The sequence below is a fragment of the Paenibacillus sp. TC-CSREp1 genome, assembly GCF_050171015.1.
Taxonomy (GTDB): Bacteria; Bacillota; Bacilli; order Paenibacillales; family Paenibacillaceae; genus Paenibacillus; species Paenibacillus silvae.
In genome coordinates, this window is record NZ_JBNOKM010000005.1 from 349,422 (window position 1) to 363,430 (window position 14,009).

Annotated in this window: 14 protein-coding genes; 9 read left to right on the forward strand and 5 right to left on the reverse strand. The window is 47.5% G+C overall.

Annotation, left to right across the window (positions count from 1 at the left end):
- Positions 1-89 precede the first annotated feature (89 nt).
- Positions 90-992 (forward strand): LysR family transcriptional regulator, encoded by a 903-nt coding sequence (locus tag ACQSGY_RS10085; protein ID WP_427051782.1) that lies wholly within the window; start codon positions 90-92, stop codon positions 990-992.
- 57 nt (positions 993-1,049) lie between these two features.
- Here the strand turns inward: ACQSGY_RS10085 and ACQSGY_RS10090 are convergent, their stop codons facing one another.
- Positions 1,050-1,781 (reverse strand): YoaK family protein, encoded by a 732-nt coding sequence (locus ACQSGY_RS10090; RefSeq protein WP_427051783.1) that lies wholly within the window; start codon positions 1,779-1,781, stop codon positions 1,050-1,052.
- A 175-nt stretch (positions 1,782-1,956) separates the two neighbouring features.
- On the opposite strand from ACQSGY_RS10090, the gene ACQSGY_RS10095 reads away from it, so the two are divergent.
- Complete coding sequence (locus tag ACQSGY_RS10095; RefSeq protein WP_184191058.1) at positions 1,957-2,703, forward strand: GTP pyrophosphokinase; 747 nt, start codon at positions 1,957-1,959, stop codon at positions 2,701-2,703.
- Between the two features lie 126 nt (positions 2,704-2,829).
- Entirely contained in the window at positions 2,830-4,068 is a 1,239-nt protein-coding gene (locus ACQSGY_RS10100; RefSeq protein ID WP_427051784.1) for a multidrug effflux MFS transporter, read from the forward strand.
- A gap of 312 nt (positions 4,069-4,380) precedes the next feature.
- Here the strand turns inward: ACQSGY_RS10100 and ACQSGY_RS10105 are convergent, their stop codons facing one another.
- Positions 4,381-4,989 carry a hypothetical protein gene (locus tag ACQSGY_RS10105; RefSeq protein ID WP_427051785.1) on the reverse strand — a complete coding sequence of 203 codons (609 nt, stop codon included), beginning with the start codon at positions 4,987-4,989 and terminating at the stop codon, positions 4,381-4,383.
- Between the two features lie 250 nt (positions 4,990-5,239).
- Here ACQSGY_RS10105 and ACQSGY_RS10110 point away from each other — a divergent pair, with 250 nt between their 5' ends.
- The 6 genes from ACQSGY_RS10110 (at position 5,240) to ACQSGY_RS10135 (ending at position 12,484) form a co-directional block, all read left to right on the forward strand.
- Positions 5,240-5,860 (forward strand): flavin reductase family protein, encoded by a 621-nt coding sequence (locus ACQSGY_RS10110; RefSeq protein ID WP_427051786.1) that lies wholly within the window; start codon positions 5,240-5,242, stop codon positions 5,858-5,860.
- 194 nt (positions 5,861-6,054) lie between these two features.
- Positions 6,055-8,229, forward strand: a complete 2,175-nt coding sequence (locus tag ACQSGY_RS10115) for an MMPL family transporter (protein WP_427051787.1) — start codon at positions 6,055-6,057, stop codon at positions 8,227-8,229.
- 163 nt (positions 8,230-8,392) lie between these two features.
- Positions 8,393-9,301: an ABC transporter ATP-binding protein gene (locus ACQSGY_RS10120; protein ID WP_427051788.1), complete on the forward strand. Its 909-nt coding sequence runs from the start codon at positions 8,393-8,395 to the stop codon at positions 9,299-9,301.
- 49 nt (positions 9,302-9,350) lie between these two features.
- On the forward strand, positions 9,351-10,100 hold the full coding sequence (locus ACQSGY_RS10125; RefSeq protein WP_427051789.1) for a hypothetical protein: 750 nt from the start codon (positions 9,351-9,353) through the stop codon (positions 10,098-10,100).
- A 115-nt stretch (positions 10,101-10,215) separates the two neighbouring features.
- Positions 10,216-11,235: an alpha/beta hydrolase family protein gene (locus tag ACQSGY_RS10130; protein ID WP_427051790.1), complete on the forward strand. Its 1,020-nt coding sequence runs from the start codon at positions 10,216-10,218 to the stop codon at positions 11,233-11,235.
- A gap of 130 nt (positions 11,236-11,365) precedes the next feature.
- The gene (locus ACQSGY_RS10135) at positions 11,366-12,484 is read left to right on the forward strand and encodes a rhamnogalacturonan acetylesterase (RefSeq protein ID WP_427051791.1); all 1,119 of its coding nucleotides are present in this window, start codon (positions 11,366-11,368) and stop codon (positions 12,482-12,484) included.
- Between the two features lie 385 nt (positions 12,485-12,869).
- On the opposite strand, the gene mnhG is transcribed toward ACQSGY_RS10135, so the two are convergent.
- Genes mnhG through ACQSGY_RS10150 form a run of 3 tightly spaced genes read right to left on the reverse strand, consistent with a single transcriptional unit; the run spans position 12,870 to position 14,006 of the window.
- Positions 12,870-13,262, reverse strand: a complete 393-nt coding sequence (mnhG, locus tag ACQSGY_RS10140; RefSeq protein ID WP_111272653.1) for a monovalent cation/H(+) antiporter subunit G — start codon at positions 13,260-13,262, stop codon at positions 12,870-12,872.
- Complete coding sequence (locus tag ACQSGY_RS10145) at positions 13,246-13,530, reverse strand: Na(+)/H(+) antiporter subunit F1 (protein WP_110896037.1); 285 nt, start codon at positions 13,528-13,530, stop codon at positions 13,246-13,248. The genes mnhG and ACQSGY_RS10145 overlap by 17 nt, the downstream gene beginning before the upstream one ends.
- Positions 13,530-14,006 carry a Na+/H+ antiporter subunit E gene (locus tag ACQSGY_RS10150; protein ID WP_111272654.1) on the reverse strand — a complete coding sequence of 159 codons (477 nt, stop codon included), beginning with the start codon at positions 14,004-14,006 and terminating at the stop codon, positions 13,530-13,532. The genes ACQSGY_RS10145 and ACQSGY_RS10150 overlap by 1 nt, the downstream gene beginning before the upstream one ends.
- Between the last annotated feature and the right edge of the window lie 3 nt (positions 14,007-14,009).

The following is a 14,009-nucleotide window of genomic DNA, read 5'->3' on the forward strand; positions in this document are numbered from 1 at the left end:
AATTGAACTATAATCGAGATTTTTGTATAAATAAAATATATAATTTGTATGTAAATATATAATTAAGTTATATGTTGAGGTGAAAAGAAATGAATCTGCATGGATTACGCTTGTTTCACGCCATTGTACGTTACGGCGGAGTTACCCGGGCTGCGGAGGAGCTTAACATTAGCCAACCTGCTGTATCTTCACAGGTAAAGCGGTTTGAGCGTGAGATTGGCATTCAGCTGTTTGTGTCGGAAGGGCGAAAACTGGTGCTCACAGACGCAGGTACACAATTAATAACGTATGCCGAGCGTTTATTTATGCTGGAGCAGGAAGTGGAGCATTTCGTCGAGGATATGATCCAGGGCAGGAAAGGTTTGATTCGTTTGTCGGCAACGTACCTGCCCTCCAATTTTTTGCTACCCAGCTGGATTGCCCGCTTCAAGCAGGCACATGAAGATGTGGAAATTATCGTGAGCACAAGCAACACACAGATGGCATTTGACCAGCTGCTGCGCTACGAGGCAGAGATTGCAATCTATGGAGGGAGTGGGGTCAGCCATCCGGGGGTACATTGGGATAAGCTGTTTGAAGATGAAATGTGGTTTGTGGTGCATCCGGATCATGCTTATGCGGGACAAACGATTCCGCTGCATCAGATGGTGGCCGAGCCATTTATTATGCGTGAGCAGGGCAGTGCAACCCGCGAACGGTTAGCTGCACTGTGCACCAACAATAACCTGCCGTCCCCGCGGATTGCGCTTCAATTCGACGGGTTGAATGAAACGATCAGCGCAGTGAAGGCAGGTTATGGTGCGAATTTCATCTCATCTCTTGTTGTGAGAGACGATGTACAGCAAGGCAGGCTTTCTCGGGTGTTCGTTGATGACGTGCAGCTTCAGAATACGATAGCCATCTGTACACGGGCAGGAGAGAAGCTGTCACCAGCCGCAAGTCAGCTTGTGCAGTGGATCAGACAGGAGTCACTTGTGATGCAGCAGGAATGAACGTTCAGTACACTGCTCGCCTGTTTCATTCACGTGTCATCTTAACGGTAACAGCCTTTAGTGCTTATCTGCATCGCTCGCCAAGTACTTCTCCTTGCCCCAGGCAGCGATGTGTGCTTGAAGTGTTACTCCGGCAACGACAAGTACCGGAATCCAGACAGCCACCATTGGAATATGATGGAAAAGGAGTGCAGCCAGAATGACACCGCCCAGGTAGATCACAACCGCACCTGCACGCAGATACGAGTCTGCTGATAACGATCTGGCTAATGAGCGAATATTGACGTGTCTGATCCGGTGAAAAATGCTTACAGCATCTTCAACAACTGCGGCCAGATTGTTGGTAAGTACCGTGGTGGAGATGCCTGCGATGCCGATCCGTCTCGCTGCTGTAGTCTGCATGCCCATTGCAATCGCCACAAGCACAATCAAAAGAGTTGAGAATTGTCCGGCAAGCGGGCTAATCATGAGAATGGCAAACAGCAGAAGCAATATACTTTCGACGGTTAGAACGGCTGTGACTCGCGGCGACCAGCCATTCTTTGTTTTGACATGTCCGATCATATGGGCGGCGATGGCGTTACCCGCGATAAATCCGAGGAGCGCAAGCAGTGAGCGCAATACGACAAACTCTTGAGCACGGCCAACCGCAATGCCAAGCAGTACAATATTTCCTGTCATATTGGCTGTAAGTACGTGTCCCAGTCCAAGATATCCAATGACATCCGCCATACCGGCAGACATACAAAGCAGCAGGATGGCGTACTTCTGGAGTGAATTCTGTTTCATCGTGTTCCGTCCTTTCAGGTAAACAATAACACCTTCTAGTATACAGTGATGTTACTGACTTCATCAAAATGCAATTCTAATGCGCAGGAAGCTGCATGACCATAAATTCGTTTATTCGGGTGAGATGATTTATAATGGTATGGATGACATGTGAGAAGAAAGGAAGAAACTGATGATGAATGCACCACATCCGATCGACCAGTTCAAGAAATTCAAATACGAAATTACCAGATTTATGATGATTTATAAATTTGCACTGGATCAGATGGAAACCAAAATCGAAGTGCTCAAAGAGGAGTTCCAGTCACTGCATGATTACAGTCCGATTGAACATACGAAGTCGAGACTGAAATCTCCCGAGAGCATCATGAATAAAATGTTTCGCAAAAACCATGAGCTGACATTCGAAAGCATCAAGCAAAATATTAAAGATATTGCCGGTGTGCGGATTACATGCTCATTTATCTCCGATATTTACCGGATCAAGGATATGCTGTGCAATCAGAGTGATCTGCGTGTGCTTGAAGTGAAGGATTACATCCAGAATCCGAAGCCGAATGGCTACCAGAGCTTGCATTTGCTCGTTGAAGTCCCGGTATACATGTCCAATGGCGAGGAACGCGCATGTGTGGAGATTCAGATTCGTACCATTGCGATGGACTTCTGGGCAAGCCTTGAGCACAAAATCTTTTACAAATATAACAAGGATGTGCCTGAGCATTTAACAAGAGAGTTGAAAAATGCAGCCGATTCGGCCAATGCGCTGGATCATCAGATGGAACGACTGCACCGGGAGATTCAGGAGATCAAAGACGCCGAGAATGAGCGGGACGAAGAAGAATTACGCCGTATTATTATCAATAATCAACAATTTACATTGCCAAACAATTTGCTCCGATTGTTAGGCGATGGAGAGAACTGAAACAAGCAAGATGGAGAGAACTGAAACAAGCAAGATGGAGAGAACTGAAATACGAAAGATCAAGAGAACTAAAAACACGAAAATTGCAGAATAACTCAACTTGAAGGAAAAGGAATTGTTTTTGGGATGAAAAGTAATTCAGCTTCATTACAGCCCCATGCTGCGCCGCGGCGTATAAGGATGGCGCTCATTCTCGGGACACTCTCCGCATTCGGACCGTTGTCTCTGGATATGTATCTTCCTGCCCTGCCAGGCCTGGCGGACGAATTTGGCTCGTCTGCTTCTTATGCCCAGCTTAGTTTAACGGCTTGTATGATCGGGCTTGCGCTTGGGCAGCTGCTTGCGGGTCCGTTAAGTGATGTAAGAGGGCGCAGAATACCGCTTATTGCCGGACTTGTGCTGTATACCCTTGCGTCTGTATTATGCCTTGTCAGCCCGACGATGGGCTCATTTATTGTACTGCGATTTGTTCAGGGAGTGGCCGGGGCTGCTGGCATTGTCATCTCCCGTGCCGTGGTCAGAGATATGTATGAAGGACCTGAACTGACTCGTTTTTTCTCTCTGCTCATGCTTATTAACGGAGTGGCACCGATCGCGGCGCCGATTATTGGAGGTCAAGTGCTGGCCTACGCTTCATGGCGTGCCGTATTTATTTTACTCAGTCTGATCGGTGTACTGGCGCTTCTGACGGTGATCTTTGGTTTGGGCGAGACCCTGCCTGTGCATCGAAGATCCAGCGGGGGGCTCAAGCAAACACTGCTGACGTTTGGCAAACTGATCAGAGATCGCCGTTTTATGGGGTACGCACTTACACAAGGCTTTGCAGCAGCAGGCATGTTTGCTTACATATCGGGCTCACCGTTTGTCTTGCAGAAAATATATGGTGTGTCGCCGCAAATGTTCAGTGTATGCTTTGCTGTGAATGGACTAGGCATTATTGTTGCCAGTCAGATTGCAGGACGGCTTGCGGGTAAAGTATCGGAAACACGTTTGTTAATTGCGGGTCTGATTACAGCAGCCATTGGAGGAACATCCCTGCTGCTCTCCATCCTGGCCGATGGCGGACTGCTTACTGTACTTATTCCGTTATTTCTGGTTGTCTCCAGTGTCGGGTTGATTAACACAGCTTCGTTTGCGCTTGCTATGGGGAATCAGGCCAAATCGGCAGGAAGTGCATCAGCACTGATCGGCGTCATGACCTTTTTGTTTGGTGGCATCGTGGCTCCGCTTGTCGGACTTGGAGGGGAGCATACGGCTGTGCCGATGGGCATTGTGATCGCCTGTGCGGATCTGGGAGCGTTGGGCCTGTACTTCGTTATGATTGGAAAAAGTAAACCTGAGCAGAACACTCCTGATGTAGTGTAATGCCAAGGCTTAATCAGAACCGCCCGCATGGATTCCAGGCGGGCGGTTTTTATATGCCGGTAAAGTTAAGCTTGTGAACTACTTATTTACACTTTAGCGGAGAGGACAGAAAAAATCTGAAAAAGCGAAGCGGTCGCCTGAAAGCTTTCTGCAAGAAAGCTGCATCGGAAGCATACGCTTATCACCGGATTTTTCCCTTTGGAAAAGGGAATCCAAAAAAATCTGGGGATAACAGCGATTGGAAGGTTATTCTGTCATCGGAGTGATACGTGATAAACGTCATATTTCTATGCAGCTTCAATTGGTTTAACTCTAACATAAGGCAAACAATATTTGCGTATTCAACAAAATGCCCGGAGTCTGGAACGGATAGAAGTAACCAACGACAAAGCCGAACAGGTTCACTGCGGGCCACATTAAATATACATCATTATAGGTAAATACCAGAGACCAGCGGTTGTAACAGAAGTTTTGCAGTACACGCTGCTCCTGATTACGAGGGGCGGCTGCGCCAGTCTGGGCAAACTGAACCGCTTGAGTCAGACTCTGAGGCTGCTGCTGGATAAAGAGTGGAAGCAGGCCGGGGCTGCTTTTGATCAGGTTGTATAAAAATATCATCTCCGCTGGCGGCTGACCTATGGGACGAGGATACGCACTCAGAAATGAGGGCAGATTCCCTTGGGCGAGTTGTGCAGGTACGCCACCTGGACCCGTTCCCGGGAAATAAGGACCGAGAGGTGTTCCGCCCCCGCCGCCTGGAATAATCGGAGGATATGAGCCTGGCCCCCCGGGAATGCTTGGCGGAGTCTGACCACCTGGAAAACTTCCTCCACCGGGAAAGATCGGAGGCAATTGAAATGACCGCTCGTCGGTATAACCGTAGCCGCAATACCCTGCATAAGGGAAATAGCCGTAATTCATATCAAGAACATCCTTCCTGTCATCGTATTCTGCCATCAGCATATGGCGGCATTCGCCCATGTGTGATTGCAGGAAGCGCGTGTTTTGCGACCGAAAGCGGGTATAGGCAACGGAATGAGATATTATGAGAGATAAACTTATGCCATCGTTTTTTTTTGTTCTTTTGCTCCATATGCATATATAATAACGATGAAGAAGGAAGAAAAAAGAACATATTCAACGTATCAGCAGCAGGAAAGGGGATTTACATATGTATTCATTGAACCCGGAAGAGATCACAGCCAAAGATAACTATAAATTGATGAGTGGATCTGTCGTACCGCGTCCGATTGCCTTCGTTACTACGATATCCGACGATAATGGGGTAATTAACGCAGCACCATTCAGCTTCTTTAATGTGGTCAGCTCTGATCCTCCGATTTTGTCGATCTCGGTCGGACGCAAAAATGGTATTATGAAAGATACTGCACGTAACATCATTGCACATCATGAGCTGGTGGTGCATATTTGCGATGAGCATATCATTAATGAAGTGAATGAGACAGCAGCGATTCTGGAGCCCCATGAAAGTGAGCTGGGACGCACCAGGCTGACGACGGTTCCAAGCTCAGTTGTCTCTGTACCTGGAATTCAGGAGGCTTTGATTCGTATGGAATGCAAGCTGTATCAGCATATTCCAATTTCGAATGATGAAGGTCTGCCTGTGGCCGATCTGCTTCTGGTGCGGATTGTGCAGTATCATTTCAGCGAACAGGTCTACCGAGCGGACAAAGGTTATATTCTGATGGATCATTTGAAGCCGGTCAGTCGGTTGGCGGGTAATGATTATGCCAAGCTTGGTGAGCGATTCACCGTCATTCGGCCCGAGTAGAATAGGACAGGTGACTTAACATAGTAAATAGACGATGCCCCGTGTGCAGTTATGCATATGGGGCTGTTTGTGTTCCGGGGTTTCGTCAGAAACATAATTCTGTTTCAGCTGGAATAGACTTGTACTACACAAAGCACATGTCATTCTGTTCATAACGCAGAATCATTTTATTTTGGTTGCAGAGGAGTTGCGGTATGGGATATCGGAGCCTTGCTGCCCTCATCAGCCGATATCCACGGTTGATTATTCTCGGCTGGGTGTTTGTCATCGGGATGTCAGCCATCTGGGCTTGGAAGCTGCCTTATATTGTTCAGGATCATGGATTAAAGCTGGTTCAGGGGCAAGCGCAAGCTGTAGAGCAGATCATGGAGCAGGAGTTTGATTCGCCGCCTGATCCGATAGTGCTGCTGTTTCACAAACAACCGGATATCTCGGTCGAGGTGTTCAGGGAGTGGCTTACAGAATCTCTTGCCGCTGTCCGCACCTTGCCAGCCATATCCGCGGTGATCTCTCCCCTGGATGCTCGTACCCAAGGCAGGATGCTGCATGAAGATCAGGCTTACGCACTGCTTCATATGAATGTTGAGCCGCATCGAATAGGGGCTGTATTGAAGCAATTGCGTGAGCTTATTAGGTCGGACGAGCCGAGGCGTGAGCCGGGAACCATTCAACTGACTGGCAAGCATGTCGTGCAGCAGGATGTGAACCGCCTCAGCTTTCGGGACTTGGAACGGGCCGAGATGGTCGGGCTGCCGATCGCTTTAATTGTTCTCTGTGCTGCATTCAGGGGGCTCTATGCGGCATGTATTGCCGTTATGATGGGCATCAGTGCGGTCATTACAGCAATGGGGGTTACGGCTCTGCTTGGTTATCATCTGGAGCTGTCCAATTTTATTATTAACGTAATTCCAATGGTCGGAATGGCGCTTAGCATTGATTTTGCGCTTATTATTTTGAGCAGGTACAGGGAAGAGCTGCAGCGAGTTTATGCAAGAGAAGGTCATTTTCAGTTAAGGAGCGACAGCGCGATTCAACGCGAGCTGCTGCAGCAAACCTTGCGCACAGCCGGACGTGCCGTATTGTTCTCCGCTGCCTGTGTATTACTCGGTTTGCTGGGTTTGCTCTGGATCAGACTACCCATGTTTCTAAGTGTATCACTTGGAGCCATCATCGTACTCATCCTGTCCTTGCTGTTAAATGTCACCCTGCTGCCTGCCATTCTTTCACTGAATGCAAATCGGATCTTCAGAAGCTTTTTATTAAAAAACAGCAGTTCACATCCATCAGCAGTGAAGACAGGGCTTGAAGGCAGCTTCTGGCATCGCTGGTCAGCGATGGTCATGAAACACCCCGTATGGATGGGGCTAGCAGGCACTACGCTTTTATTATGGTGTGTATTTCCGGTCACACGGATGGAGTTAGCGGTTCCTGATGCCTCTTCCTTACCTGCCACAATGGAGTCACGTCAGGCAGCGGAGCAGGTACAGCACAATTTTGGTCAGGCACGGATGTCGGTCATCGATATCGTAATAGGTGAAAAAGGACAACCGTTAACAGCTTCTTATGTCAAATTGGCTGCTATCAAATTACATGAACTGCAGCAGGACTCAAAGGTAACACCTGTTCAAGCCTTATGGAATATTTCGGGTTCCTTTATGCAATTGACGATTGCTGTACAAGGTGAGCCAGGTTCAGACAAGATCAAAGACTGGCTTAGGCAGGCGAGAGCGGCTGATGTGGCAGCCGGGTCGCAAGGTATTCCGGTTCGTTACGGCGGTGAGGCGGTTTATCAGGATGAGATTATGCAGGAGGTTTTTCAGCGGCTGCCGAAAGTACTTGTATTTGTAATCGTAAGTAATTATCTGGTGCTGCTTCTGGCCTTTCGTTCACTGCTCATTCCGTTAAAAGCAATTCTGATGAATCTGCTCAGTCTTGCAGCTGCATTCGGTATATTGGTGTGGGTATTTAATGAAGGTCATCTCGGGATGCAGGCTTCTGCAGTTGCCATTATGATTCCGGTATTTATCGCAGGACTGGTATTTGGTATATCTATGGATTACGGTGTTTTTATGCTAAGCCGTATTCAGGAGGTCTACAGACAGACGGGGGAGAGCGATCTTGCTGTTCAGCAGGGGCTGGCTTCTACAGGGCGTTTAATTACATCAGCTGCAGGCATTCTGCTGGCTGTAACGGTTCCGTTTGCTTTTGCTGAAGTAGAAGGCGTAAGGCAGCTGGGCATCGGCATCACGGCAGCCGTGTTTATTGATGTGACTCTGATCCGTCTGGTGCTTGTTCCGTCTTTGATGAAATTGATGGGGAGATGGAACTGGTGGCTCCCTGGCCAGATAGAAGCGCATCGAAAACTATAATCAGATTACAAGGGTATTCCTGAAGCCTGAGCAGAGGTCTGGAATATCCTTTTTTTATTAATAATGAATTTATATTAAAAAAAGTGATGTTTATTACATGAAATATACATAATATTATACTATTATTTGGATGTTGTACCGTTTAGGAGGGAGGGTATCTGCAATGATTGAGATACGCAATTTAAACCTGAATCTGCAAGGCAATATCATTCTTGAAAATATCAATCTGGCGATTCACCCGGCACAAGTCTGCGCTTTAATCGGAGAGAACGGGGCAGGCAAAACATCGACAATTCGCTGCATCGCCGGTCTCTATCCACCAACCACAGGGGCTTGTATGATCTTCGGGGAGTCGGCCTATAACATGAGTCAGAAGAGCAGGAATCGCATGGGTATGGTGTTCGACGAGGGCGGGCTGTATGGTGAAATGTCGGCATGGGAAAATGTTCAATTTTTTGCACGTCTCAGAGGGGTAGACAAGGGTAGAATTCGAGAGCGATACAACAAGCTTATTCAACAATTTGAGCTGAGAACTTCGTTGAAGGTGGAGCGTTTTTCCAAAGGCATGAAGCAAAAGCTTATGATTATACGTGAATTAGTGCACGAGCCCCAGCTGCTTATTCTGGATGAACCTTTCAACGGACTTGATCCGGACTCCAAAATTTTTTTGCGGGACAAACTTCGTGAACTCTGTTCTGAGCAGGGAACCTCGATACTTATCAGTTCTCACGAATTATTTGATCTGGAGAAAATTGCGGATCAGGTCATCATGATTCATCAAGGTCAGATAGCAGCTAATCATGCAATACAAGAGATAACGGAGACGAATGAACGCTACGTAGTAATCTGCAGTAATCCAGAGCATACCATGAGTATTTTGAAAAATATGGATGGAATGATGATGTTGAGTCATGCCGGGCAGTCCGTAACATTTTTAGTACAATCGGAAGTTATCAAGCAGCCATTACAGCTTTTGATGCAGCATGGTGTTGAGGTGCAGGAGTTTTTTAAGGAGAAGAATTCGTTGGAGGATTTCTATAAGGCGACAAAACAGTCTGTTATACGACGTTAACCGAAGCTTTAAACGAATTGCGCTTGGGGAAAGGAGAGACTTTAATTTGTTGTCCTTGTTAAGAAAAGAGGTACAAACCCTCAACTGGAAACGATCATTGACCATGCAGGTGCTGATGCTGGGCATTTTTTTCGTGTTTATTATTGGTCAGCTGGGAGAACTGGAAGCAAGTCTTGGTTTGACTATAGATGGTCTTGTCCCATTACTTCATACATTAAATGAAACACCAGCGCATCGTTTAATGTTCACCCATTCACTGATTGCGATTGGCTTCCTGTCATCCGCACTTGTATTTGCACTGTATGTGGGTGTTCCACATGTACTGCAGTTCTTCACGAAGGAAAAAGCTGAAAAAAACCTGGGTTTTCTGCTGGCAGTAGTGTCTCGACCTGATAAAATAATGCTTGCCGTATGGGCATTTGCCCTGATCCGCACTGTAACAATGGCAGTCATTAACGGGGTTACAATCTGGGTTGCATTTACTTTATTAGGGTTTAGGTCGATCTGGTCAGCTGATCTGCTCTCTTCAACGCTAACGATTTTGTTATGTATCGCTGCATTTTTGTATGCGGCTAATGCAGTTGTGTGGGCTACCAATGGCAGTGAGATGGTACTGAAAATGTTCAGAATACTGGTTTTGATAGGCATCGTTGCAGCATTCCCGGCGGTAAACTACACGCGAATAGATCTCAGTTTTATTGACTTCCGTTACGCAGCGTTGAGTCTGGGGATTTTTATCATCACTGTACTCATCTCCAGATTGCTGACAGGAAGCATCAGAGTTGAAAAATTGCTGTAAGGCAATAAACTAGAGGTAGCGCGGGTGTCTCTTCTGATACTATAATAGACTGAGGTTACCAAATATTTCAAATCAGACGCTGTATTATTCCAGCACACATAGGAGGGACACGCAAATGTCCGAAATCGAATCTTATCTGCAGCAGCAAACCCAATTTCGCGGCCGTTCTGCTTATCAGGAAGACCTGTCTATGGAGACATGGCGCACGGAGCTGCGTCACCGTGTACAGGAGCGACTGGGGGATTTTCCAGCAGTGGCAGCAGCATTAAATCCTGTACAGCTTGAGCGCGTTTCATGTGACGGTTACACCCGTGAACGGGTGGAGATTACAACCTATGCAGGATTGCGAATGCCTATGTATCTTTTGATACCTGACAATGTAAGCGCTACCGAGGAGGGGCTGCCTGCAATTGCAGCATGTCACGGACATGGATATGGAAGCCGCGAAATCTGCGGTATGGAACCTGACGGTTCACCGCGGGCTGGAGATCCCGGATTACACAAGGACTTTGCGGTTGCTCTTGTGAAGCGGGGATATGTCGTTGCAGCGCCGGAGCTGCTTGGATTTGGTGATCGCAGGCTGGAGGAGGATCGTGATGCGCCGCCGGGAGCAAGCTCCTGCACGAAGATTGCGGTCCATCTGCTCATGGCAGGCCAAACGCTCGCCGGTCATCGGGTGTATGAAACAACACGTGTGTTGGATTATTTATCGACTCGGCCCGAAGTTGACCCGCATCGGATCGGGAGCATGGGCATATCCGGCGGGGGATTGGTTACAGCCTTTACAGCTGCACTGGATGAGCGTTGTCAGGTTGCTGTTGTCAGTGGTTACGCAAGCACGTTCCATGGAAGCATTCTGGATCGCAACCATTGTCTTGACAACTACATCCCCGGGATTTTGCAGGAAGCCGAGCTGCCTGACATCATCGGTTTGATTGCTCCACGCCCTTTATTTCTGGAGATTGGCAGTGAGGATCTGGTTTTTCCGCTTCATTCGGCCCGTGAGGCTCATGAACGTTTGAAAAAGATCTATAAACATGCCGGGGCTGAGCAAGCGCTGGATGCGGATTATTTTGACGGTGGACATGAGATTAGCGGTGCCAAAGCCTATGACTGGCTTGACCAGGTATTGTAAGTCGTGTGATGTTCAGCTTGAGCAAGCTTGAAGTGCACCAATGGAAGTATCTATAATTTGAGGGGAGCGGTAAAAGGTGAGATGGTCAACCTCTTTAAAAATGATGCTGTGTACTGTTCTTGCAACAAGTATGATCGCAGTTGGATTTGGTAGTGATGGTGGACAGGTTGCCGAAGCTGCAGCAGATCAGTACAAATTTGATTTTGGGGCAGGCGGGGTAGAGAACGGGTATACAGGGGTATCAGCGACAGAGGCTTACACGTCCGCGAAGGGCTACGGCTTCAATACACCGGCAAATATGAGAAATGTATCGGCGTCGGGCAGCGGTGTTCGAAGTGATGCGGTTCAATTCCTGACGTTTGGTACCAAAAGCAATAACACCTTTAACGTTGATCTGCCAAATGGTCTGTATGAAGTTAAAGTGATATTGGGTAACACCGCCAGAGCCAGTGTGGCAGCAGAAGGTGTGTACCAGATCATGAACATGACGGGCAATGGCGCAACCGATCAATTCCAAATTCCAATCACAGACGGGCAATTGAATCTGCTCGTGACTGAAGGCAAGGAAGGTACGGCATTTACGCTGAGTGCACTTGAGATTCGCAAGCTGTCCAGCCAGCCGGTCACGAATCGCACGATTTACATTGGCGGGGATTCAACAGTATGCAACTATTATCCGCTGAGCAGCAGCGTCCAAGGAGGATGGGGGCAGCTGTTCCCTTCATATGTAAATAATACGACCTTCCAGGTACGTAATATGGCGACAAGCGGGCAGATTGCCAGAGGATTCCGCGATGATGGTCAGATGGAGGCTATTCTGAAATATATTAAACCGGGTGATTACTTCATTTTGCAGCTCGGCATCAATGATACAAACGCCAAAAACAATACCACCGAAGCGCAGTTCAAAGAAATTATGCGGGATATGGTGCGAAAGGCGAAGAGCAAAGGGGCAACGGTTGTTCTCTCCACCCCTCAAGGCCGGGCCACTGACTTTAATGCATCCAATGTGCATCAGGCAGAGAATCGCTGGTATAACGCCTCTACACGTGCACTGGCACAGGAAGAAGCAGTTACGCTTGTGGACTTGAATAAGCTGAGCTCAGCTTACTTCACTTCTATTGGTCCAGCGGCAACACTCGCCTTGTATATGAATGGTGACAGTCTGCACCCGAACCGGCAAGGGGCAGCACAGCTGGCACGAATCGTAGCTGCGGATCTGAAACGTCAAGGATTAAGCGGCTTTTGATCACAGCAAAGAATGAACTAATCCTCATCATATACTTCTAACTTTAATGGACTAACTGCACTGACCCCATTAAATGGTATCGAAAATCCCCCAAGGATGTACCGCGGCATAGGCGGCTTGATCCTTGGGGGATTTTTTACTTTTATTTTTACTTTCACGTCTACATAAGTTGAATTATTTTTTACACATTAACGGAGAGGACAGAAAAAACCTGGAGAAGCGAAGCTAAAAGCTTTCTGAAAGAAAGCTAACATCGGAAGCATATGCTTCGCCTTTATCGCCGGATTTTCCCCTTTGGAAAAGGGAATCAAAAAAATCCGGGGATAACAGCGATCGGAAGGTTATTCTGTCATCGGAGTGTACTGTGTAAATCTATTCATTTAGACTACTCCATCATATCCTTTGCTTCATGATTCATCTTTTTGCCTTTTAATAATGGCTCCAGCTCATCCTGCACACTCTGCTCCCAGAGCGGCACATCGGTACGATATGCTGCCCGGCCGTTCAGATGCCCTGCCACAGGCGCGGTGATGAAAACAAACAGAATACCGAGCAGCAGGCGTGCACTGATATAATTGTCAAAATACCAAAAGAAGAAAAACGCACCGCTCAGGACACAAAATACACCAAGCGTCATGCTTTTGGTGGCAGCATGTGCTCTTAAATATACATCGGGCAGGCGAAGGATTCCGAAGGCACTAAGCGCACTAAGCAGAGCACCAAGCAGTACGAGCAGACCGATCGCTGTCTCAGCGGTTATGCTAACGATCTCCTTCATTTTTAAACACCGCCCCTCGTTCAATATACCGTGCAAATGCAACTGTGCTCAGAAAAGCGAGTATGCCAATCAGCAAAATAATATCCAGATAAGCTTGTGTCTGCAGCATCATCGACAGTACAGCAACAATCGCGATAACGTTGATTCCGATCGTATCAAGTGCAGTGATCCGGTCAGCCATGGAAGGGCCGCGAAGCACGCGGTACAAACAAGCCAGAATCGCTAGAGACAAAATGAGCAGAGAGATAAACAGCAGTGAGGATAACATTAACGCGTCACCTCCATAATAGCTTTTTCGAACGTATTCTGAATGTCGTTTCTCATACGCTCTTCGTCCTTGATATCTAGTGCGTGGATAAAAAGCTTGCGTTGATTGCCCGAAATTTCAAGCGGCAGCGAACCCGGAGTTAACGAGATCAGCAGACAGAGCAAGGTAACCTCCCAATCGGAGGATAGCTGGGTGCGATAGCTGAAGATACCGGGACGAATATCCAGCTTTGGTTTAATGATCTCGCGAATAACACCAATACTTGCCCGTACAAGCTCTTTAAACAGCAGGATGATCAGCTTGAAAATGGCCCATACCCTTACAATATAGAAGCGCTGCGGGAAGAAGCGACGCATGCCTCCGATCAAGAGCAGTCCAAGCATATATCCAATGAGAAAGCCAATGCCGTTCCACGAATTATTCAGAAACATCCAGACAAAAGCAATAATGAGATTGAGTACAATCTGAAAGGCCATAGA